Raw genomic sequence first — 21,055 nt, 5'->3', positions numbered from 1 at the left:
GCCGGCGTCGCGCCAGGGTCAGGTGAGCGGGGCGAGGGCGGCCCGCACGAGGTCGGGCACGGGGGTGACCGTCCGGTCGGCGCCCGCGACGTACACGTGGACGAACCGCCCGACCGCGGCCGGCGCGTCGGACTCGCCCTGGAACAGGCCGATCTCGTAGACGACGCTGGACGTGCCGAGCCGCGTCACCCGCAGCCCCGCCTCCACGTCGGCCGGGAAGCGCAGCTCGCGCAGGAAGCGGCACCCCGTCTCGGCCACCACGCCGTAGGCGTCGAGCGTGCGCGGGTCGGCGCCGCCCAGCTCCTGGGCCCGCTCGATGAGGTAGCCGTTCACCGCGGTGTCGAAGTAGGAGTAGTACACGACGTTGTTGACGTGCCCGTACACGTCCTCGTCCGCCCACCGCGTCGTGATGCGGCGCAGCACCGGGAAGTCGCCGCGGCGGGGCTCGGCGTGCTCCTGCACGGTCACGCGGTCTCGTCCTCGCGCAGCCGCTGGCTGATGACGGTCGTGACGCCGTCGCCGCGCATCGAGACGCCGTAGAGCGCGTCGCCGACCTCCATCGTCCGCTTCTGGTGGGTGATGACGATGAGCTGGGAGTTCGCGCGCAGCTCCTCGTAGATCTCCAGCAGGCGACCCAGGTTCGTGTCGTCGAGCGCGGCCTCGACCTCGTCGAGGATGTAGAACGGGCTCGGCCGGGCCTTGAACAGGGCCACCAGGAACGCGACGGCGACGAGCGAGCGCTCACCACCGGACAGCAGCGACAGCCGCTTCACCTTCTTGCCCGGCGGACGCGCCTCGACGTCGATGCCGGTCGTCAGCATGTCGTCGGGGTCGGTGAGCAGGAGACGCCCCTCGCCGCCCGGGAACAGGCGCGAGAACACGTCCTCGAACGCCGCGGACACGTCGACCCACGCCTCGCTGAACACCTGCTGCACCCGCTCGTCGACGTCGGCGACGATGTCGAGCAGGTCCTGTCGGGTGCGCTTGAGGTCGTCGAGCTGCTCGGACAGGAACTGGTGGCGCTCCTCGAGCGCCGAGAACTCCTCCAGCGCGAGCGGGTTGACCTTGCCGAGCATGGCCATGGCCCGCTCGGCCGCACGCAGTCGTCTCGTCTGCTCGGCCCGGTCGAAGGGGCGACCGGCGGACTCCTCCTCGGCGTCCTCCTCGGGGCTCTCGTGGGCGGGGCTGCCCTCCTCGGCGCTCTGCTGCACGTCGGGGGCGGGCGGCGGCACGAGCTGGTCGGGACCGTACTCCGCGACCAGCGCCTCGACCTCGATGCCGAGCTCCTCCAGCGCACGCGCCTCGAGCGCCTCGAGCCGCAGCCGCTGCTCGGCCCGCGCCATCTCGTCACGGTGCACCGACGTGGTGAGTCCCTGCAGCTCCTCGGACAGGCTGCGCAGCCGGGCCCGCACCTCGCGCAGCTCGCTCTCGCGACCGGTGCGCGACTGCTCGATGCTCGAGCGCAGCGCCGCCGCCTCGGCGAGCGTCGTCTCGAGGCGGGCGAGCGCGACGTCGCCGACCGCGAGCACCGCACGCGCCGTCTCGGCCTCGCGCAGCTGCTGCTCACGCCGCAGCCGGGCCTGGATCCGGGCCTCGCGCTCCGCGGCGGCCGACGCCACCAGCGCCGTCGCCTGGCCCTCGAGCGCACGAGCACGCTCCTCGTTGGTCCGCAGGACGAGCCGGGCGTCGGTCTCGGCCCGACGCGCCGTGGACGCACGGTCGGCCAGCTCCTCGAGCGCCGACGTGTCGGGCTCCTCGTCCGGAGCCTCCTCCGCCTGCGCCAGGCGCACCTCCAGGTCGGCCAGGCCGCCCAGGTCGCGCTCGTGGGCCTCCTGCGCCGCGGCGATCGCGGCCGTCAGGCGCTCGGCCTCGCCCTTCGCGGCACGCGCCGTGGACCCCAGCTGGCCGAGGGACTCCGCGACCGCCGACATCTCCGCGTCCGACTCGTGCAGGCGTTCCAGCGCGGCGTCGACCCTCGCCTTGGCGGCGGTCCGCTCCTGCGCCACGCGCTGGCCGTCGAAGCGCAGCGTCTCCAGCGTGCGCTCGGCCGTCTCGAGCTCCTCACGCGCCTGGTCGATCGCCGCCTGCACCTCGAGCAGGCTCTGCTGCGACGTCGACCCGCCGGAGGCGAAGTGCGCCCCCAGCACGTCGCCGTCACGGGTCACCGCGGTCACGTCGGAGGCCTGGGCCACCAGGGCACGTGCCGCTGCGAGGTCGTCGACCACGGCCACCTTGAAGAGCAGCCGCCGCAGCGCGGCGACGAGCGTGGCAGGCGGCTCGACGACGTCGACCGCGTAGGTCGCGCCCTCGGGCAGACCCGGCCAGTCGCGGTCGTCGACGTCGGCCTCGCCACCGAGCAGAAGACCGGCGCGGCCGAGGTCCTCGGACTTGAGCAGCTCCATGGCGGTGACGGCGGTGTCGACGTGGTCGACCGCGACCGCGTCCGCGGCGGATCCGAGGGCCGAGGCGATGGCGGCCTCGAACCCGGGCCGCACGGTGAGCAGCGCCGCCACCGACCCCAGCAGGCCGCTGATCTCGTCCGAGGCGGCCAGCAGTGCGCCGGCGCCGTCCTTGCGGGCCAGGCCGGTCTCGAGCGCCTCGACGCGCGCGGCGAGCGCCGCCTGGCGGCGTGACGCGTCCTGCTCCGCCACCTGCAGCTCCCGGGCGCGGCCCTCGACGTCGGCCAGCACCGCCTCGGCGGCCTCCAGCTCCTCGTCGAGCCCCGACTCGCCCTGGCTCAGGCCGGCGATCTCGCCCTCGCGGGCCGCGAACGCCTTCTGCGCCTCCTCGGCGCGGCGCAGCGCCTCGTCGCGGGCGGCACCGAGCCGCTCGACCTCGGCGTCGGCGGCCTCAGCACGGCTCTTGAGCGCGTTGACCTGGCCGCGCAGCCGGGCGAGGCCCTCGCGACGGTCGGCCGCCGCCCGCAGGAGACCGGCGACGCGCCGCTCCTCCTCGCCGTACGTGGCCTCGGCCTCGGTGCGCTCGGCCACGACGGCCTCCAGGGCGGCGCGCGCCTCCTCCACCGAGGTCGTCATGGCACGGTGCTGCTCCTCGACGCGACGCGCCTCGGCCTCCAGCTCCTCCGGGTCGCGGCCGGTCGGCCGGTCGTCGGACTCCACCGCGGCCAGGCGCACCCGCTCGGTGGCGAGGCCGGACGTGCCGCGCAGCCGCTCCCGCAGGCCCGACAGGGCGTACCAGGTCTCCTGGGCGGCCGACAGCGCGGGCGAGTCCTCGCGCAGGCGGTCCTCGAGCTCGGTCTCCTGCTGGCGTGCGGCGGCCACGGCGTGCTCGACGGCGGCCCGACGCTCCTTGAGCGCCGCCTCGTCGGCCATCTCCTCCGCGATCGTCGTGCGGGCCGTGACGATGTCGTCGGCCAGCAGCCGGGCGCGGGCGTCGCGGACGTCGGCCTGGATGGTGACCGCCCGGCGGGCCACCTCGGCCTGGCGGCCGAGCGGCTTCAGCTGGCGGCGCAGCTCGGTCAGCACGTCCTGCAGCCGCGTGAGGTTGCCCTGCGTCGCGTCGAGCTTGCGCAGCGCCTTCTCCTTGCGCTTGCGGTGCTTGAGGACCCCGGCCGCCTCCTCGACGAAGCCGCGCCGGTCCTCCGGCGTCGCGCGCAGCACGGAGTCGAGCTGGCCCTGGCCGACGATGACGTGCATCTCGCGACCGATGCCCGAGTCGCTCAGCAGCTCCTGCACGTCGAGCAGACGGCAGCTGGTGCCGTTGATGGCGTACTCGGAGCCGCCGTTGCGGAACATCGTGCGCGAGATCGTGACCTCGCTGTACTCGATGGGCAGGGCGCCGTCGGTGTTGTCGATGGTGAGGACCACCTCGGCCCGACCCAGCGGCGGGCGCCCCGACGTGCCCGCGAAGATGACGTCCTCCATCTTGCCGCCGCGCAGCGACTTCGCGCCCTGCTCGCCCATGACCCAGGCGAGGGCGTCGACGACGTTGGACTTGCCGGAGCCGTTCGGCCCCACGACGCAGGTGATGCCGGGCTCCAGCTCGAGCGTGGTGCTGGACGCGAACGACTTGAAGCCGCGCAGCGTGAGGCTCTTCAGGTACACGCGCTCACCCTAGTGCGTCGGCGCGGCAGGCCCGCCGACGCGCGGCGGTGTCCCCGCGCGGGGACTCAGTGCGAGAGCGGCTCGAGCAGGTCGCCGGCGGTGACCTGGTCGACACGCTCGGCGAGGGTGCGCAGCAGGCCGTCGTTCTCGACGTTGAGGCGCAGCACCTCGGCCTCGAGGTCCGCGACCCGACGTCGGAGTCGGGCGGTCTCGTGCAGCTGGTCGACGGTGGGTCCACCGACGAATCCGACGAGGGCCTTGGCCATGGATGTTCCTCCGCAGGAGATCGCGGCTCCGGCGCAGGTGCCGGGCGGCGGGACGGGTGGTGCAGCGGGCGGCTGCGTCTCACAGTGTCCCACCGTCGACCGCGGCCGGTCAAACAGGTTACCGGCAGCCCGTCCTACAGTGACCGGCGTGGACGCATCACTCTTCCGGCCGGCCGACGAACCGTGGACACCTGTCTCACCGGCGCTCACCACCCACCGTCGACTCACCATCACCCTGCCCCTGCTGGGCCTCGCCGCGCTGGCCGGCGCTGCAGCGGCCACGAGCCCGTCCTGGCCGGTCGCACTCGGCTGGACCGTGCTCATGTCCGTCGTGGCCGGCGCCCTGCTCGTCGGGTCGTTCTGGACGTGGTGGTGGGCCGACCGCAACCGGCGGTCGTGGGGCTGGTCGGAGTCCGAGGACGACCTGCTCGTCACCTCGGGCGTCATGTTCCGCCGGCTCGTCGTCGTGCCGTACGGCCGGGTGCAGTTCGTCGACGTGGAGGCAGGCCCCGTGGAGCAGCGCCTCGGCATCGCGCACGTCACGCTGAACACGGCCAGTACGCAGACGGCGGCCGAGATCCCGGGGCTGCCTGCGGAGGAGGCACGCCGTCTGCGCGACCGGCTGACCGACCTGGGACGGGCCCACGATGCCGGCGTCTGAGCTCACCCCCGACCCGAGCGAGGCCACGCCCCCGGACAGGACGGACGCCGCGCAGCTTCGGCGCGGACGACGGACCCACCCGTTGAGCGGCGCGGTGCAGGGAGCCATGTGGGCCGGGGTGGTCATCATCGCCGCCAACCTGCCGTCGCTCAAGGAAGAAGTCGTGCCCGACGGCCCGTGGTGGCTGGGACTGCTGGTCATCGCCGGCGGCGGGCTGGTGGTCGGGGAGGTGCTCGGGTTCCTCTCCTGGTGGTTCACCCGCTTCGTCATCGACGACGCGGAGCTGCGCATCGACAGCGGTGTCCTCACCCGCCGGTCGCGTCGGGCTGCGTTCGAGCGCATCCAGTCCGTCGATGTCGTGGAACCCCTGCTCGCCCGGATGGTCGGCCTGGCGGAGGTCCGCGTCGACCTGGCGGGCGGCGACGAGTCGCGGCTTGCCGTGCGGTTCCTGCCCCTCGACGAGGCCCGGGCGGTACGCCGTCTGCTGCTGCGTCAGGCCCACGGGGTGCCCGGCGCGGCTCTCGACCGCCCCGACGGGGACCACTCCGTCGACGACGAGCTCGACGCCGGCGAGCTGATCACCCGTGTCACACCTGATCGCACGCTGCTCGGTGCACTGCTCAGCCTCGACCTGCTGCTGGCGCTCGCTGCGCTGGGTGCCATCCTGCTCTCCACCCTCGGGTTCGGCGCACCGCTGCTGGTGCTCGGCGGCGTGCTGCCCGCGCTCTCGTGGGCCGGGTCGGTGGTCGTGCGCCGCGTAGTGGCCGAGTGGGGGTTCGTCCTCTGGCGCACACCGCACGGGCTGCGCATCGAGCGCGGGCTGCTCTCGCTGACCGCGCAGACCATCCCCTACGCCCGGGTCCAGGGCGTGGCCGTCGTGGAGCCCGTCCTCTGGCGACGTCTCGGGTGGTGCCGGCTCGAGGTCGACGTGGCCGGGCGGGCGGGCTCCGACGACGGCGCCCTGGACACGACGCTGCTGCCGATCGCCGACCGGGCGCTCGCCGCGGCGCTCGTGGCCGAGCTCGTGCGGGACGGCGGCCCGGACGCCGAGGTCGTCACGGTCCGGGCGAGTCGGCGTTCGTGGCCGTTCTCGCCGGTCGGCTGGCGCTTCCGATCACTGTCCTTGGCCCCGCGTCGCGCCTCCTCCTCCACCGGCTGGCTGCAGCGACGCACCAGCCACGCACCACTGGCCAAGGTGCAGTCCTTCGCCCTGCGCCAGGGACCGCTCCAGAGGCTGCGCAGCCTCGCCAGCGTCGAGCTGCACACTCCCGACGGACCGGTCGACGTCGACGTGCACCACGTCGAGGCGGCACGGGCACGCGAGGTCCTGCTCAGCGCCGTCGAGGTGGCGCGGGACGAGCGGGCGCAGACGGTCGCGGGGTCAGCCCCCGCTGGACGCGTCCTCGGCGCCGACGTCGACGGTGCCGACGAGATCCCGTGAGCTGAGCCAGCCGTCCGGGAGGGCCACCGTGCGCGGACTGCCCTGACGGCCCCGGGGGGTGCCCAGCTCGGCCACCGGGTAGGGCTCGTCGGGGTCGAGGTCGGCCAGCAGCGCGTCGAGGGCGGCGTAGGAGGACACCCCGCCGAGCTCGCTGCGCACGCGCGACCCCGCCGGGAAGCCCTTGAGGTACCACGCGACGTGCTTGCGGAACTCCACGCAGCCCCGCTCCTCGCCGAGCCAGTCGCCCAGGAGCTCCGCGTGGCGTCGCATCACGGCGGTGACCTCGCCGAGGGTCGGGAGCACGGGCCCCGACGCGTCGGGCGACGGCCCGAGCGCCGCGGCGAGGTCGCGGAACAGCCAGGGCCGGCCCAGGCACCCGCGTCCGACCACGACACCGTCGCAGCCGGTGCTCCGCATCATGCGGACGGCGTCGTCAGCCTCCCAGACGTCGCCGTTGCCGAGGACCGGGATCGAGACGGCCGCCTTCAGCTCGCCGATGGTCTCCCAGCGCGCGTGGCCGGAGTAGTGCTGGGCGGCGGTGCGCGCGTGCAGGGCGATCGCCGCACAGCCGGTGTCCTCGGCGATGTGCCCCGCGTCGAGGTAGGTCAGGTGGTCCTCGTCGATGCCGAGGCGCGTCTTCATGGTCACGGGGACGCCGTACGGCTGCGCGGCCGCCACGGTGGACTCCAGGATGCGACCGAGCAGGTTCGCCTTCCACGGCAGCGCCGCTCCCCCGCCCTTGCGGGTGATCTTGGGCACCGGGCAGCCGAAGTTGAGGTCGACGTGCTCGACGCCGTGGTCGGCGCACAGCACCTCCACGGCACGGCCCATCACGTCGGGGTCGACACCGTAGAGCTGCACCGAGCGCACGGACTCGTTGTCAGCGAACGTCAGCATCGACAGGCTCGTCGCGTCACCCTCGACCAGCCCGCGCGAGGTGATCATCTCGCAGACGTACAGCCCGGCTCCCTGCTCCGCGCACAGCCGGCGGAAGGCGACGTTCGTGACGCCCGCCATCGGCGCGAGCACCACCGGGACCTCGACCTCGAGGTCGCCGAGGCGCAGCGGACGCGCGCGGAGGACGTCGGTCGCGCCCTGCGTGCCCTTCGCGGTGGTGGACGCCCCCGGGGTGGTCGTGGTGGTGGTCGTGGTCATCGTCGACCAGTGTCCCAGACGCACGCAGGGCCGGCGCCCGACCGTCGTCGGGCACCGGCCCTGGTGCGCTCCCCACGACCGGCGCGGCCCGAGCGGGAGAGGCTCGGTCCGGTCCGACCGGGCGACGTCCGGCCGGACGCATGGGAGAGACGTCCGGCGCCGCCTCGGCCGTGGCGCCGTGGGGAGGCTGCCCCGCACAGCACGGGGCCGCGTCCATCCTTACCCGGGCGGACGGGTCACGGAACCTCAGCGCGGAAAGAACATTCTGAGAACGAGAAAGAACATTCGCTCGAGGGTCGACGGACCGCCGTTCAGCCCTTCGGGCGCCAGCGGACGGCCGACGCGGCGTCGCCCGGCTGGAGGTCGACCGACCGCAGCGACGTCCCCCGCGGCAGCAGGTAGATGAAGCACAGGTCGGCGCTGGCCCCCGCGAGGAAGCGCTTCGGCAACGCCGACGACGGGCACGGCCGGAACCGCCCCACGAGCTCGCTGGCGGGGTAGACGACGTCGTCATCCGCGTGCGCGAGCAGCGGCAGCGACGACCCGCCGAGACCGGCGGGGCCGTCGTTGCGCACCGTCGCGTCCACGTAGTAGGGCGTGGCGTCACTACTCTGCTCGTCCAGCGTGAAGAACCGGAAGTCCTTGATGGACCCGCGGCGGACCTTCTCGACCGTGACGGTCACGGCGCTCGCCGCCCCGTCGCCGAGGTCGATCACGACCGTGCCCTCGTCGCCGACGTCGAGCGTGCTGCCCGGGTCGGTCAGCGTGACGCCGTCCGGCACGTCGAAGCCCTTCGGCGACGGAGCCGCCTGCGACGCGTCGTCGGACCGCGAGCACCCGGACAGGCCCAGGGTGAGGACGAGCGCGCCCAGCACCGAGGCCCGCGCGGCGACCGGGAGGGTCGTGCGGCGGGGTCCAGGTGCCGGGTGCGGGCTCACGCCCTGATTGTGGACCGCGGGCGGTTCAGCAGCCCGGCAGACGCGCCGCGAGCCACTCGCGCACCTGGGTCAGGCCGACCCGCTCCTGCTGCATGGTGTCGCGGTCGCGGATCGTGACGGCCTGGTCCTCGAGGGTGTCGAAGTCGACCGTGATGCAGAACGGCGTGCCGATCTCGTCCTGGCGGCGGTACCGCTTGCCGATCGCGGCCGCGTCGTCGAACTCCACGTTCCAGAAGCCGCGCAGCTCCTGCGCCAGGCCCTTGGCCGTCGGCGACAGCTGCTCGTTGCGTGACAGCGGCAGCACCGCCGCCTTGGCCGGCGCGAGCCGCGGGTCGAGCCGCAGCACGGTGCGCTTGTCGACGCCGCCCTTGGTGTTGGGCGCCTCGTCCTCGGCGTAGGCGTCGACCAGGAAGGCCATCATCGAGCGGTTGACGCCGGCCGCGGGCTCGATGACGTACGGCGTGTACCGCTCGCCCGTCGCCTGGTCGAAGTAGGACAGGTCCTTGCCGGAGTGCTTCGCGTGGGTGCTGAGGTCGTAGTCGGTGCGGTTGGCGATGCCCTCGAGCTCGCCCCACTCCGAGCCCTGGAACTGGAAGCGGTACTCGATGTCGACGGTGCGCTTGGAGTAGTGCGACAGCTTCTCCTGCGCGTGCTCGTAGAAGCGCAGGTTCGCGGGGTCCACGCCGAGGTCGGTGTACCAGGCCATGCGGGTGGCCAGCCACTCCTCGTGCCACTGCTCGTCGGTGCCGGGCTTGACGAAGAACTCCATCTCCATCTGCTCGAACTCGCGCGTGCGGAAGATGAAGTTGCCCGGCGTGATCTCGTTGCGGAAGCTCTTGCCGATCTGCGCGATGCCGAACGGCGGCTTCTTGCGCGAGGTGGTCAGCACCTGGGCGAAGTTCACGAAGATGCCCTGGGCGGTCTCGGGGCGGAGGTAGTGCAGGCCCTCCTCGCTGTCGACGGGGCCCAGGTAGGTCTTCATGAGGCCCGAGAAGGCGCGCGGCTCGGTCCAGTGGCCGCGCTCGCCGGTGTCGGGGTCCGGCACCTCGTCCCAGCTCTCCGGCTCGCGGCCGTGCTTGGCCTCGAACGCCTCCCACAGGTGGTCGGCGCGGTAGCGCTTGTGGGTCTTCGTGGACTCCACGAGCGGGTCGGTGAACACGTCGACGTGGCCGGAGGCCTCCCAGACGGGGCGCGGCAGGATCACGGAGGAGTCGAGGCCGACGACGTCGTCGCGGCTCTGCACCATCGAGCGCCACCACTGACGCTTGATGTTCTCCTTCAGCTCGACGCCGAGCGGCCCGTAGTCCCAGGCCGAGCGCGTCCCGCCGTAGATCTCGCCGGACTGGTAGACGAACCCCCGTCGCTTGCACAGGGAGATGACGGTGTCGATCAGGCTCGTGGCCATGGTGAGGCGCTCCGTTTCCGGCTGGGTGTCGGCGGGTCGTGCGCACGTCCGTGGCCGTGCGCTCCCGGTGGACGACCAGCGTATCGACCGTGCGTGGGCCGCCGGACGCCGGTGCGTCCCCCGCACGACGCGAGTGTGACGGGCCAGGCAGTCCACGGATTTGACAATCGTTCCCGCTCGTCTTGACAATCGTTCTCATGGTTCTTCGTCGCACCCGTTCCGCCGTCCTGCTCGCCTCCTGCGCCCTGGTCCTCGCGGCCTGTGGCAGCGGAGGCTCCGGCGACGGCGGCGCGGACGGCAAGCTCTCCGTCGTCACGTCCTTCTACCCGCTGCAGTACGTGACCGAGCGCGTCGCCGGCGACCACGCCGACGTCACGAACCTGACGAAGCCCGGCGGTGAGCCGCACGACCTCGAGCTCAGCCCCAAGCAGGTCGCGTCCGTGCAGGACGCCGACCTCGTCGTCTACCAGGACGAGTTCCAGACCGCCGTCGACGAGGCCGTGAAGGAGGCCGACCGCAAGCCCGGCACCACGGTCGACGCCGCCGACGGTGTCGACCGCATCGAGGAGTCGGAGGAGGCGCACGCCGAGGGCGAGGAGGAGTCGCACGACGACCACGCTCACGGCGACGAGGAGCACGCCGAGGAGGAGCACACCGACGAGGAGGGGCACGGCGAGGAGGGCCACGACCACGGGCACGACCACGGGGGTGTCGACCCGCACCTCTGGCTCGCCCCGACGAACCTCGAGCCGCTGACCGAGCACGTGCGCGACGCCCTCGTGAAGCTCGACCCCGACCACGCCGACGAGTACGAGGCGAACGCCGCGGCCCTCGTCGCCGACCTCCAGAAGCTCGACGGCGAGTACCAGGCCGGGCTCGAGACCTGCAAGATCCGCGACATCGTCACGAGCCACGCCGCGTTCGCCTACCTCGCCCGCGCCTACGACCTCGTGCAGATCCCGATCGCCGGCATCGACCCCGGCACCGAGCCGTCGGCCGCCCAGCTCGCCGAGATCTCCGACCTCGTGAAGCGCGACGGCATCACGACCGTGTTCACCGAGACCCTCGTGAGCCCTGCCGTCGCCCGCACGGTGGCGCGCGAGGCCGGGGTGAAGACGGCTACGCTCGACCCGATCGAGGGACTCACCCAGGACACGTCCGACCAGGACTACCTCTCGATCATGCGCTCCAACCTCGCCGAGCTCCAGAAGGCCAACAGCTGCTCATGACGCACCCCCCACTCGTCCTGCGTGACGTCGAGGTCACGCTGGGCGGTGACCCGGTGCTGCGCGGCGTCGACCTGACGGTCGGGCAGGGCGAGTTCGTCACCCTGCTCGGCTCCAACGGCTCCGGGAAGTCGACGCTCGTGCGCGCGGCGGTCGGCCTCGTGCCCTCGACCGGCACGGTCGAGCTCTTCGGCGAGCCGCTCGCACGCTTCCGCAGCTGGCGCCGCGTCGGCTACGTGCCCCAGCGCTCGGCCGCCTCGACCGGCGTCCCGGCCACCGTGCGCGAGGTGGTCTCCAGCGGTCGGCTGTCCCTGCGTCCGCGCGTCGGCCTGCCCCGACGGTCCGACCGCGAGGCGGTCGTCACCGCGCTGGAGAGCGTCGGCCTCGCCCACCGGGCGTCGTCGCCGCTCGTCGAGCTCTCCGGCGGCCAGCAGCAGCGCGTGGCCATCGCCCGGGCGCTCGCCGGCGAGCCCGAGCTGCTCGTCATGGACGAGCCCACCGCCGGGGTCGACGCGCACCACACCGAGGACCTCGCCGACCTGCTCAGCCAGCTCGCCACGGAGGGCATGACCGTCCTGCTCGTCGCGCACGAGCTCGGCCCGATGCTCTCGCTCGTCGACCGTGCGGTCGTGCTCGACCAGGGTCGCGTGGTGCACGACGGCCCGGTCGACGAGCACGTCGCCGCCGCGCACCAGCAGCACCACGGCGACGCCCACCCGCACACGGGCGACCCCGACCGCGTGCGCCCCCTGCCCGAGGAGGGGGTCTGGTGAGCCTCGACCTGCTCGACTACGAGTTCATGCGGCTCGCCCTCGTGGCCGCGTTCTTCACGGGTCTCGCCGCACCGGCGATCGGGACCTTCATGGTCCAGCGCCGCCTCGCGCTGCTCGGCGACGGCCTCGGCCACGTCGCCCTCACCGGTGTCGCCCTGGGGCTCCTCACCGGGACGGCCCCGGTGCTCACCGCCCTCGTCGTCGCCGTGCTCGGCGCGGTCGTCATCGAGGTGCTGCGCACCTACACGCGCACCAGCGGCGACGTCGCGCTGGCGATGCTGTTCTACGGCGGCATCGCCGCGGGCGTCCTGCTGATCGGCCTCGCCGGCGAGAGCGGCGCGACCCTCAACCGCTACCTCTTCGGGTCCATCACGACCGTCACCGACACCGACGTCGTCGTCGTGAGCGTGCTCGGCGTCGTCGTCGTGGGCCTGTGCCTGCTGCTGTCGCCTCAGCTGTTCGCCGTGTGCCAGGACGAGGAGCACGCGAAGGTCAGCGGCGTGCCGACCCGGCTGTACGGTCTGCTGATCGCGGTCATGGCGGCCGCGACGATCACGGTCGCGATGCGCACGGTCGGCCTGCTGCTGGTGTCCGCGCTGATGGTCGTGCCCGTGGCGGCCGCGCAGCAGGTGGCGCGCAGCTTCCGGCTCACGCACCTGCTGGCCATGGCGATCGGTCTGCTCACCGCGGTGCTCGGCGTCGTCACCAGCTTCGAGGCGAACACCGCGCCGGGACCCACGATCGTCATGCTCGCACTGGGCACGTTCGTGCTGACCACGCTGCTGCGCGGCGTCACCGTGAGCCTGCGTCGCAGACGGTCGGTACGCTCCTCCTGAGGAGGACCATGGTTGACATCCGCAACACCCGACAGCGTCGCGCCGTGAGCGCGGTGCTCGACGAGCTCGAAGGCTTCGCCAGCGCCCAGCAGATCCATGGCGTGCTGGGCCAGCGGGGCGAGAAGGTCGGCCTGTCGACCGTCTACCGCAACCTGCAGGCCCTCGTCGACGCCGAGCAGGTCGACGCGCTGCGCGGCAACGACGGCGAGGTGCTGTACCGGCGCTGCGAGGCCGGCGAGCACCACCACCACCTGGTCTGCCGCTCCTGCGGACGCGCCGTCGAGGTCGCGGGCCCGGCGGTCGAGTCGTGGGCCACGAAGGTGGCGACCGAGAACGGCTTCACCGACGTCGAGCACACGCTCGAGATCTTCGGCACGTGTGCCGACTGCTCCGCGTCCACGTAGTGGTCTCGTGGTCGAGTCCTCGGACCTCCTGACCGGTCCGGCCAGCGTGCTGGAGCCGGCGCAGTGGCAGCTCCGCGCCGCCGCCCACCGCGAGCGCGCCCGCACCTGGACCGTGCCGCACCTCGCCCGTCGCGAACGGCACGAGCCGCACCCCGTCGTCGACTTCCTCTTCGAGTACTACAACCTCTCCCCCGCGCAGCTCGAACGCTGGCACCCCGGCCTCGACGTCGGGCTCGTCGACGCACCGCGGCACGCCGCCCTCGGCGCCTACGTGACACGTGACGGCGTCACGACGGTCGACGCCGGGCGGCTCGCCTCCCGTGTGCGCGGCCTGCGGTGGACCAGGTCGCTGCTGGCGGCCACCCTCGACCGTCCGGCCCGCTACGGCTGCTTCGGCCTGCACGAGTGGGCCATGGTCTACCGCTCCGAGCAGCCCCGCCACGACCTCCCGCTCCGGCTCGGCCGCGGCGGCACCGACGCCGTCGTCGAGGCCCACCCGCTCACCTGCACGCACGTCGACGCGTTCCGCTTCTTCACCCCGGCGGCCGAGCCGCGCAACGCCTGGCAGCTCGGCCGGGAGCACCAGCTCGCGCACGAGCAGCCGGGCTGCCTGCACGCCAACATGGACCTCTACCGGATCGCCTTCCGACTGCTGCCGTTCGTCGAGTCGACGGTCGTGCTCGACGCGTTCGAGCTCGCGCTCGAGATCCGCACCGTCGACATGCAGGCCTCGCCCTACGACATCGGGGCCTACGGGCTCGACCCGGTTCCGGTCGAGACCGCCGAGGGCCGAGCCGAGTACGTGCGTCGCCAACGCGACCTCGCGGCACGGGCGGAGCCGTTGCGACGTGCCCTCCTGGCGGAGGTCGACCGTCTGCTCGCCCACCCGGCCGCCGTCCCGCCCGAGCAGGGCGACGTCCATCGCGGCCAGTAGATTGACCCCCGTGGACGACGACCTGCACGTGCGCGCCGGAGACGAGCTCACCGCCGCCGAGGTCTACGACATCTGGCGGATCCGCGACGTGGTCTTCGCCGTCGAGCAGCAGTGCGACGAGCCCGACGTCGACGGGATCGACCTGCTCCCCACCTGCCACCACCTGTGGTTCGCCGACGCCGACGGACCCACCAGCTACCTGCGGACCTTCACCACCGAGACCGGCGTCCGCAAGGTCGGCCGGGTGGCGACGCGTAAGGACCAGCGCGGCCGCGGGCTGTCGAGCCGGCTCCTGCAGGCCGTGCTCGAGCGGTGGGGCGACGGCGAGGTCCGGCTCGGCGCGCAGGCCTACCTGCACGACTGGTACGCCGGGTTCGGCTTCGAGCGGTGCGGCGAGAACTTCTGGGAGGCCGGCATCGAGCACGTGCCGATGCGGCGGCTCCCCCACGCCTGACGCTCGCGCCCGACGCTCGCGCCGGACCAGCGCACCGGTCAGCGGCCCGCTCCGTCGCCGGCCAGCACGTTGTCGAGCGCCTCCCGCAGGTCGGCGCGGGTGCGCTCCTCGTACTGCGTCACCGCCGTGCGCGCGGCCGTGTACTCCTCGGCGTACTGGAAGCTGCCGCTCTGGCCGGCGTCGAGTCGGGCCGCCAGCGCCTCGGCCTCGGTGATCACGTGGGTGAGGGCACGCCGCACCGCCTCGCGCACCGCGGCGGCGTCGCGGGGAGCCTCCACGGCCTCGAAGCTCGCCAGGGCGGTGCGTATCGGTGGCAGCAGCTGGGCCCGCAACGGCGCTCCGCTCGTGACGAAGGTGCCGGGCGCGAACGCGTTCGGGTCGACCTCGAGCGCCCGACGCGCGGCGGCCAGGTAGCGCTGCGCGGCCCGGGAGTCGACGACCACGGCGTCGAGGCGGTCCATCGCCTCGGTGACGACGGACTGCTCGCGGCGGGCGGCGCCGTAGTCGGGCGAGGCGGCCGCACCCCTGGCCGACGCCTCGCCGAGGGTCGGCACGTCGTCACGGTGCCGCGCGAGCACCCGGGCCACGGCGTCGGGGTCCGTCGCGTCGGCGGCCTCCAGCTCGCGCACCACGACCTCGCGGTAGTGCGAGAGCCGCTCCTCGTAGCGCAGGGCCACCGCGTCGGCACGGTCGACGTCGACCTGTCGCGCGCGGGCGTCGACGACCAGCGCCGCACCGAGCCCGAGGCCCAGGAGCACGGTGGGCGCGAGGACCAGCGCGAGGAGTCGACGTCGGGTCACGCGGTGCCGACCGGGACCCCGTGCCGCCTCAGCCCGTAGGTGAGGGCGTCGACGAGCGCCTCCCACGAGGCCTCGATGATGTTCGCGCCCACCCCGACCGTGACCCACGCGTCCTGCCCGTCGGAGGTCTCGATCAGCACCCGCGTGACGGCGTCGGTGCCGTGGCCCTGGTCGAGGATGCGGACCCGGAAGTCGATGAGGTGGAACCTGGCCACGTCGGGGTAGAGCTGCTCGATCGCCTGGCGCAGGGCGTGGTCGAGGGCATTGACGGGGCCGTTGCCCTCGCCGATGACCGCGAGCCGCTGACCGGCGGCGCGCAGCTTGACAGTCGCCTCCGTGCCGCGCGAGGACTCGGCCAGCACCCGCCAGGACTCGACGTCGAAGTACGAGGGACGCGCACCCTCCATCTCCTCGGCGAGGAGCAGCTCGAACGACGCGTCGGCCGCCTCGAAGGTGTAGCCCTGCTGCTCCATGGCCTTCACGCGCTCGGTGATGCGCGCGAGCCGCTCGGCGTCGCCGGCCACGTCGTACCCGAGCTCGCGACCCTTCAGCTCGATGGTGGCGCGACCGGCCATCTCCGAGACGAGCAGGCGCATGTCGTTGCCCACGAGCGCGGGGTCGATGTGCTGGTACAGGTCGGGGTCGACGCGGATCGCGCTGGCGTGCAGGCCCGCCTTGTGCGCGAACGACGACACACCCGTGTAGGGCTGGCGTGCGGACGGCGGGTAGTTGGTGATCTCCGAGACGGCGTGGGCGATGCGGGTGGCCTCGGCCAGGGCACCCGCCGGCAGCACCTGCATGCCGAGCTTGAGCTCGAGGTTGGCGACGGAGGTGACGAGATCGGCGTTGCCGGTGCGCTCGCCGTAGCCGTTGAGGCAGCCCTGCAGGTGGGTGGCACCGGCGCGCACCGCGGCCATGGAGTTGGCGACGGCGCAGCCGGTGTCGTTGTGCGCGTGGATGCCCAGCCGGGCACCGACGGAGAGGGTGTCGGCCACGACCTCCTCGACCTGGTGCGGCAGCATGCCGCCGTTCGTGTCGCACAGCACGACCACGTCGGCGCCCGCCTCGGCAGCGGTGCGCACGACCTCCAGCGCGTAGGCACGGTCGGCGACGTAGCCGTCGAAGAAGTGCTCGCAGTCGACGAAGACCCGTTGTCCCTCGGCCCGCAGGTGCTCGACGGTGTCGCGCACCATCGCGAGGTTCTCCTCGAGGGTGGTGCGCAGGGCGAGCTCGACGTGCCGGTCGTGGCTCTTGGCGACGAGCGTGACCACGGGGGCGCCCGACTCGCGCAGCGCCGCGACGAGCGGGTCGTCGGCGGCCCGCAGCCCGGCCCGTCGGGTGGCGCCGAAGGCGGCCAGGGTCGCGTGCCGGAGCTCCAGCTCCTTGGCGGCGAGCGCGAAGAACTCGGTGTCCTTGGGGTTCGATCCCGGCCAGCCGCCCTCGATGAAGCCCACGCCCAGGTCGTCGAGGTGGCGCGCCACGTGCAGCTTGTCCTGCACGGAGAGGTTGAGTCCCTCCTGCTGGGCACCGTCGCGCATCGTGGTGTCGTAGACGTGGAAGGCGTCGCTGGTCACGCGCGCCAGTCTACGCAGCGGCCCGCCTAGGATGGGCCCACATGAGCACCCGACCCGTCCCGGTCCCCGCCACGTGCGAGTCGCTGTACGCCGTCATGACGGCCGAGCCGCTCGAGCACGAGGACCACGTGCCGCTGCCGCACGCCGCCCTGCTCCGCGCGCACGGCACGTCGCCGCAGGGTCTCGAGCGGCTGGAGGCACGGCCCCACCAGCTGGTGCTGCAGAGCCAGGCCCCGGTGGCCGAGGCGGCCGCCGCCGCGCGCGACACCCGCGTGCAGGCGCTCGAGCTGGCGGCGCGTCACGACGGTGTCGTGCTGGAGCTGCTCACGCCGCGGGTCCTGGAGCTGACCAGCGACGAGGTCTCCCTCGCCCACGCCGCCCAGTGGTACGTGCTCGACCACGCAGCTCTCCTCGACGGCGACCTCGTGACCGACGGGCTCGCCCAGTTCGGCCTCCCCGACGTGCGGGTGCGGGCCGTCGGGTCCGACGACGTGGTGCGCGCGATGAGCAGCGCCGTGCTCGCCGGCGTCGTGCACCGCCTGATCGCGGAGTGGCCGGAGCACGACCCGGTCGGTGAGGCCACCGTGACCCTGCGCGACATCGCCTACGGGCTCGGTGACGCCCAGGCCTCGGTCACGCCGCACGACCGCGGGGTGCGGATCACGATCGACTACGTCGCCGACGACCACGTCCTCGCGGTCGTGCTGCTCGACGACCCCGCCACCACGCTGTTCGCCTGACCCTCGCTCGCGGGCTCGCGCCGGGGCGTCAGGTTGGCGAGCACCTCGGGCTGCAGGATCGCGCGCAGCTGCTCGGGCGGGAGCAGCTGCTTCTCGAGCACCAGCTCGGCCACCCCGCGGCCGCTCGTGAGGGCCTCCATCGCCACCTCGGTGGCAGCCGTGTACCCGATGAACGGGTTGAGCGCGGTGACCAGGCCGATCGAGTTCTCGACCTCCTGGCGCAGCAGGGCCTCGTTGGCCGTGATGCCGTCGACGCAGCGTCGCGCGAGCACGAGCATCGCCTCGCGCAGCCGGTACAGGCCGGCGGACAGCGAGTAGCAGATGACCGGCTCGAAGGCGTTGAGCTGCAGCTGACCGCCCTCCGCGGCCATGGTGACGGTCACGTCCATCCCGATGACCTGGAACGCGACCTGGTTGACCACCTCCGGGATGACCGGGTTCACCTTGCCGGGCATGATGCTCGACCCGGCCTGCACCGCGGGCAGGTTGATCTCGTTCAGACCGGCTCGGGGGCCCGACGACAGCAGGCGCAGGTCGTTGCAGATCTTGCTGGTCTTCGTCGCGACCCGCTTGAGCGTGCCCGACAGCTGCACGAAGGCGCCGCAGTCCTGGGTGGCCTCGATGAGGTCGACGGCGCTGACCAGCGGCAGGCCCGTGAGCCGGGCGAGGTGCTGCGCGGCGGCAGGGACGTAGCCGGCCGGCGCGTTCAGCTGCGTGCCGATGGCGGTGGCACCGAGGTTGATCTCGTGCAGCATCGCGACGGCCTCGGTGAGCCTGCTGTGGTCCTCCCCCAGCATGACCGCGTACGTGCCGAACTCCTGCCCCAGCGTCATCGGGACGGCGTCCTGCAGCTGCGTGCGACCCATCTTGAGGACGTCACGGAACTCCTCGGCCTTGCGGGCGAAGGAGTCCTGCAGCACCCGCATCGCGTCGAGGAGCGCGTGGGTGGCCAGGATGATCGCGATCTTGACCGCCGTCGGGTAGACGTCGTTGGTGGACTGGCTGAGGTTGACGTGCTCGTTGGGGTGCAGGAAGCCGTAGTCGCCGCGGGGCCGGCCGAGGATCTCCAACGCCCGGTTCGCGATCACCTCGTTGGCGTTCATGTTGGTCGAGGTGCCCGCCCCGCCCTGCATGACGTCGACGACGAACTCACCGCGCAGCGCACCGGCCCGGATCTCCTCGCAGGCCTGCTCGATGGCCCGGAAGCGCTGCGTGTCGAGCAGGCCGAGCTCGTGGTTGGTGGTGGCCGCCGCCTGCTTGACCGCGGCGAGCGCCTCGACGAGGAACGGGCTCTGCCCGATCGGGATGCCCGTGATCGGGAAGTTCTCCGTGGCCCGCAGCGTGTGGACGCCCCAGTACGCGTCGGCCGGGACGTCGCGGTCGCCGATCAGGTCGTGCTCGCGGCGCGTCGCGGTCGTCGGTCCGGGGGCGTCGCTGTCGGGGCCGGTCGAGAGGGTCATGGTGTCCTTCCGTCACGCGCGGGCCCAGGGTGTGGCCCGTCGACGTTCCTGTGGGTGGTCGGCGCGCGGGATCACCGGGCGCGTGACCGTGGTCACAGCCATCTCACCACATCGCGGCGCGGCCCTGCGGCACGGTCAGGCGCGCGTCCCGACGGTCGTCCTCGTGGCGTACACGTCGCGCCGCAGGAGCGTCAGCACGAGGGCGACGGCGCACGCCGACGCCGAGACGACGGGCAGCACCCCGACGTCAATCCCCACGAGCAGCGCGCCGAGTCCCGACCCCGTGGCGATCCCCACCTGGAAGCAGGTCACGTAGACCGCCGACGCGGTGTCGACCCGGTCCCCGGCCAGACGCATGACGCCGGCCTGGTAGCAGGGGCCGATAGCGGCGAAGGCCGCTCCCCAGACGGCCACCGCCGCGAAGAGCACCACCCCCACCAGCCACGACGACCCCCCACCGAGCCCCAGGGCGGCGGCCAGGCCCGCGGTCCCGGCGAGCATGGCGGCGACCGCGGCGACGGTGGTGCCGACGGGACGGGCGTCGAGCACGCGTCCGACCACGAGCGTCGCCACCGCGCCTGCCACGCCGAAGCCGGCGAGCAGCAGGGGCACGTCGACACCGTCCAGGGCCCGGCGCGCGATCGGCGCGACGTACGTGAAGGACGTGAAGTGCGCCGACACGACCACCACGGCGAGCGCGTACAGCACGAGCAGCGGTCCGGCCGCGGGTCCGAGCAGGCGGCGTAGCCCACCCTCGCTCCCCGCCTGGTCGAGCAGGTCGTCGGCCACCGACGGGGACGGCGTCGACGGCTCCGCCGGCAGGGTCAGGACGAGGCCCACGAGCGTGAGCGCCACGAGCACGGCGAGCCCGCCGGCCGCGACGCGCCAGTCGGTCGCCTCCCCGACGAACGTGGCCAGCGGCGAGCCGACGACCGAGGCCGCGGTCGCGCCGCCGAACACCGCGGCCGTCGCCATCCCCGCGCGTTCGCGTGGGACGAGTGCCGCCGCGGCCGGCGCCACGAGCGACCACAGGATGCCGTGGGTCAGGGCCGCGAGCACACGACTCAGCACCATCGCCGAGTAGCTCGTCGCGACGGTCGCCACGACGGCGGCGACGAGCAGCACGGCCAGGGCGCCCTGGACCGCCCGGGCTCGCGGCCACCGCGCCACCAGGCGGACGCCCGGGATGGTGCACAGCCCGGCCACGACGGCGTACCCGCTGACGAGCAGCCCGACCCGGCCCTGGGAGACGTCGAGGTCCTCGGCGATGTCGCCGATGAGGCCGACGGGGAGCAGCTCGAACGTGACGTAGACGAACGTCGCCACGCCGAGCAGGCCGAGCCGCAGGGCGGTCACCGCGTGAGGTCCTCGACGGCCTCGAGGACCTCGGCCAGCTCCGTGAACCCCTCGTCGGCGAGGAAGTGGCCTCCCCCGGGGACCTCGCGGGTGCGCGCACCGAGCTGCGCGGCCAGCGCCTTCGACGCCTCCGGCGGGACGATCGAGTCGTCGTCGGAGTAGATGCCCACACGATCGTCGATCGCCTCGCGGACCCGCGCCACCTCCGCGGGGTCGAGCGGCTCGGCGAGGTAGTCGTCGAGCTCGGGGACCGCGGCGATGGGTCCCTGGAACCCGGAGACGGCGACGAGACCCCGCAGGCGCCACGGCCCGGGCCGCGCGGCGAGCCAGCGCAGCACGGTGACCGTGCCGAGGCTGTGCGTCACGAGCAGCGTCTCCTCGTCGACCTCGCCGACGCGCTCGTCGAGCGTGCGCTCCCACGCGTCGCGCGACGGGTTCGTGGAGTCGGGCATCGGCACGACCTCCACGACGTGGCCCTCGGCGCGCAGCTTCTCGGCGAGCCAGGGGAACCAGTGGTCGTGCGGGGCGGCGGAGTAGCCGTGGACGACGTAGATCTTCATGAGGTCCT

Annotated in this window: 20 protein-coding genes; 9 read left to right on the top strand and 11 right to left on the bottom strand. The window is 73.2% G+C overall.

The window, feature by feature from the left end; translation table 11 throughout:
* Positions 1-18 precede the first annotated feature (18 nt).
* The 3 genes from AC3WRM_RS06605 to AC3WRM_RS06595 form a co-directional block, all read right to left on the bottom strand.
* Entirely contained in the window at positions 19-468 is a 450-nt protein-coding gene (locus tag AC3WRM_RS06605) for an acyl-CoA thioesterase (protein ID WP_492247722.1), read from the bottom strand.
* The gene (gene smc / locus AC3WRM_RS06600) at positions 465-4,064 is read right to left on the bottom strand and encodes a chromosome segregation protein SMC (RefSeq protein ID WP_492247721.1); all 3,600 of its coding nucleotides are present in this window, start codon (positions 4,062-4,064) and stop codon (positions 465-467) included. The genes AC3WRM_RS06605 and smc overlap by 4 nt, the downstream gene beginning before the upstream one ends.
* Positions 4,065-4,129: 65 nt before the next feature.
* Positions 4,130-4,330, bottom strand: coding sequence for a hypothetical protein (locus tag AC3WRM_RS06595; protein ID WP_492247720.1), 201 nt, complete (start codon positions 4,328-4,330; stop codon positions 4,130-4,132).
* Between the two features lie 148 nt (positions 4,331-4,478).
* Between AC3WRM_RS06595 and AC3WRM_RS06590 the strand changes: the two genes are divergently transcribed.
* Both AC3WRM_RS06590 and AC3WRM_RS06585 read left to right on the top strand, forming a co-directional pair.
* Positions 4,479-4,991: a PH domain-containing protein gene (locus AC3WRM_RS06590; protein ID WP_492247719.1), complete on the top strand. Its 513-nt coding sequence runs from the start codon at positions 4,479-4,481 to the stop codon at positions 4,989-4,991.
* Positions 4,978-6,432, top strand: a complete 1,455-nt coding sequence (locus AC3WRM_RS06585; RefSeq protein WP_492247718.1) for a PH domain-containing protein — start codon at positions 4,978-4,980, stop codon at positions 6,430-6,432. The genes AC3WRM_RS06590 and AC3WRM_RS06585 overlap by 14 nt, the downstream gene beginning before the upstream one ends.
* On the opposite strand, the gene dusB is transcribed toward AC3WRM_RS06585, so the two are convergent.
* The 3 genes from dusB to AC3WRM_RS06570 all read right to left on the bottom strand — a co-directional run bounded on the left by dusB (position 6,373) and on the right by AC3WRM_RS06570 (position 9,930).
* Positions 6,373-7,587 carry a tRNA dihydrouridine synthase DusB gene (gene dusB, locus AC3WRM_RS06580; RefSeq protein ID WP_492247717.1) on the bottom strand — a complete coding sequence of 405 codons (1,215 nt, stop codon included), beginning with the start codon at positions 7,585-7,587 and terminating at the stop codon, positions 6,373-6,375. The genes AC3WRM_RS06585 and dusB overlap by 60 nt on opposite strands.
* 311 nt (positions 7,588-7,898) lie before the next feature.
* Positions 7,899-8,525 carry a hypothetical protein gene (locus AC3WRM_RS06575; RefSeq protein WP_492247716.1) on the bottom strand — a complete coding sequence of 209 codons (627 nt, stop codon included), beginning with the start codon at positions 8,523-8,525 and terminating at the stop codon, positions 7,899-7,901.
* Between the two features lie 25 nt (positions 8,526-8,550).
* A complete protein-coding gene (locus AC3WRM_RS06570; protein WP_492247715.1) occupies positions 8,551-9,930 on the bottom strand; it encodes a glycine--tRNA ligase in 1,380 nt (459 codons plus the stop codon).
* Between the two features lie 197 nt (positions 9,931-10,127).
* Between AC3WRM_RS06570 and AC3WRM_RS06565 the strand changes: the two genes are divergently transcribed.
* Genes AC3WRM_RS06565 through AC3WRM_RS06540 form a run of 6 tightly spaced genes read left to right on the top strand, consistent with a single transcriptional unit; the run spans position 10,128 to position 14,557 of the window.
* Complete coding sequence (locus AC3WRM_RS06565; protein WP_492247714.1) at positions 10,128-11,159, top strand: metal ABC transporter substrate-binding protein; 1,032 nt, start codon at positions 10,128-10,130, stop codon at positions 11,157-11,159.
* Positions 11,156-11,929, top strand: a complete 774-nt coding sequence (locus tag AC3WRM_RS06560; RefSeq protein ID WP_492247713.1) for a metal ABC transporter ATP-binding protein — start codon at positions 11,156-11,158, stop codon at positions 11,927-11,929. Before AC3WRM_RS06565 ends, AC3WRM_RS06560 begins: the two co-directional genes overlap by 4 nt.
* Entirely contained in the window at positions 11,926-12,765 is an 840-nt protein-coding gene (locus AC3WRM_RS06555; protein ID WP_492247712.1) for a metal ABC transporter permease, read from the top strand. Before AC3WRM_RS06560 ends, AC3WRM_RS06555 begins: the two co-directional genes overlap by 4 nt.
* Before the next feature lie 8 nt (positions 12,766-12,773).
* On the top strand, positions 12,774-13,169 hold the full coding sequence (locus tag AC3WRM_RS06550; protein ID WP_492247711.1) for a Fur family transcriptional regulator: 396 nt from the start codon (positions 12,774-12,776) through the stop codon (positions 13,167-13,169).
* 7 nt (positions 13,170-13,176) lie between these two features.
* On the top strand, positions 13,177-14,103 hold the full coding sequence (locus AC3WRM_RS06545) for a 3-methyladenine DNA glycosylase (RefSeq protein ID WP_492247710.1): 927 nt from the start codon (positions 13,177-13,179) through the stop codon (positions 14,101-14,103).
* A gap of 10 nt (positions 14,104-14,113) precedes the next feature.
* Positions 14,114-14,557, top strand: a complete 444-nt coding sequence (locus tag AC3WRM_RS06540; protein WP_492247709.1) for a GNAT family N-acetyltransferase — start codon at positions 14,114-14,116, stop codon at positions 14,555-14,557.
* A gap of 38 nt (positions 14,558-14,595) precedes the next feature.
* Here AC3WRM_RS06540 and AC3WRM_RS06535 read toward each other — a convergent pair whose 3' ends face one another.
* Entirely contained in the window at positions 14,596-15,357 is a 762-nt protein-coding gene (locus AC3WRM_RS06535; RefSeq protein WP_492247708.1) for a hypothetical protein, read from the bottom strand.
* Positions 15,354-16,931: a citramalate synthase gene (gene cimA, locus AC3WRM_RS06530; RefSeq protein WP_492247707.1), complete on the bottom strand. Its 1,578-nt coding sequence runs from the start codon at positions 16,929-16,931 to the stop codon at positions 15,354-15,356. The genes AC3WRM_RS06535 and cimA overlap by 4 nt, the downstream gene beginning before the upstream one ends.
* A gap of 41 nt (positions 16,932-16,972) precedes the next feature.
* On the opposite strand from cimA, the gene AC3WRM_RS06525 reads away from it, so the two are divergent.
* Positions 16,973-17,671 carry a hypothetical protein gene (locus AC3WRM_RS06525; protein WP_492247706.1) on the top strand — a complete coding sequence of 233 codons (699 nt, stop codon included), beginning with the start codon at positions 16,973-16,975 and terminating at the stop codon, positions 17,669-17,671.
* Here the strand turns inward: AC3WRM_RS06525 and AC3WRM_RS06520 are convergent.
* The 3 genes from AC3WRM_RS06520 to AC3WRM_RS06510 all read right to left on the bottom strand — a co-directional run bounded on the left by AC3WRM_RS06520 (position 17,602) and on the right by AC3WRM_RS06510 (position 21,047).
* Positions 17,602-19,131, bottom strand: a complete 1,530-nt coding sequence (locus tag AC3WRM_RS06520; RefSeq protein WP_492247705.1) for an aspartate ammonia-lyase — start codon at positions 19,129-19,131, stop codon at positions 17,602-17,604. The two genes, AC3WRM_RS06525 and AC3WRM_RS06520, sit on opposite strands and share 70 nt — an antisense overlap.
* A gap of 135 nt (positions 19,132-19,266) precedes the next feature.
* Positions 19,267-20,487 carry an MFS transporter gene (locus AC3WRM_RS06515; protein WP_492247704.1) on the bottom strand — a complete coding sequence of 407 codons (1,221 nt, stop codon included), beginning with the start codon at positions 20,485-20,487 and terminating at the stop codon, positions 19,267-19,269.
* On the bottom strand, positions 20,484-21,047 hold the full coding sequence (locus AC3WRM_RS06510; RefSeq protein ID WP_492247703.1) for an RBBP9/YdeN family alpha/beta hydrolase: 564 nt from the start codon (positions 21,045-21,047) through the stop codon (positions 20,484-20,486). Before AC3WRM_RS06510 ends, AC3WRM_RS06515 begins: the two co-directional genes overlap by 4 nt.
* Between the last annotated feature and the right edge of the window lie 8 nt (positions 21,048-21,055).

The sequence above is a fragment of the Aeromicrobium sp. EU05-FHT14F07 genome (genome assembly GCF_058790455.1).
The sequence above is the reverse complement of the archived record's forward strand: the minus strand, read 5'-3'. Positions and strand labels throughout refer to the sequence as shown.

Bases quoted from the DNA above. Each gene is read 5' to 3' on its own strand.
- AC3WRM_RS06595 (WP_492247720.1), bottom strand. From the start codon at position 4,330: ATGGCCAAGGCCCTCGTCGGATTCGTCGGTGGACCCACCGTCGACCAG.
- AC3WRM_RS06585 (WP_492247718.1), top strand. From the start codon at position 4,978: ATGCCGGCGTCTGAGCTCACCCCCGACCCGAGCGAGGCCACGCCCCCG.
- dusB (WP_492247717.1), bottom strand. From the start codon at position 7,587: ATGACCACGACCACCACCACGACCACCCCGGGGGCGTCCACCACCGCG.
- AC3WRM_RS06570 (WP_492247715.1), bottom strand. From the start codon at position 9,930: ATGGCCACGAGCCTGATCGACACCGTCATCTCCCTGTGCAAGCGACGG.
- AC3WRM_RS06565 (WP_492247714.1), top strand. From the start codon at position 10,128: ATGGTTCTTCGTCGCACCCGTTCCGCCGTCCTGCTCGCCTCCTGCGCC.
- AC3WRM_RS06560 (WP_492247713.1), top strand. From the start codon at position 11,156: ATGACGCACCCCCCACTCGTCCTGCGTGACGTCGAGGTCACGCTGGGC.
- AC3WRM_RS06550 (WP_492247711.1), top strand. From the start codon at position 12,774: ATGGTTGACATCCGCAACACCCGACAGCGTCGCGCCGTGAGCGCGGTG.
- AC3WRM_RS06525 (WP_492247706.1), top strand. From the start codon at position 16,973: ATGAGCACCCGACCCGTCCCGGTCCCCGCCACGTGCGAGTCGCTGTAC.
- AC3WRM_RS06520 (WP_492247705.1), bottom strand. From the start codon at position 19,131: ATGACCCTCTCGACCGGCCCCGACAGCGACGCCCCCGGACCGACGACC.
- AC3WRM_RS06510 (WP_492247703.1), bottom strand. From the start codon at position 21,047: ATGAAGATCTACGTCGTCCACGGCTACTCCGCCGCCCCGCACGACCAC.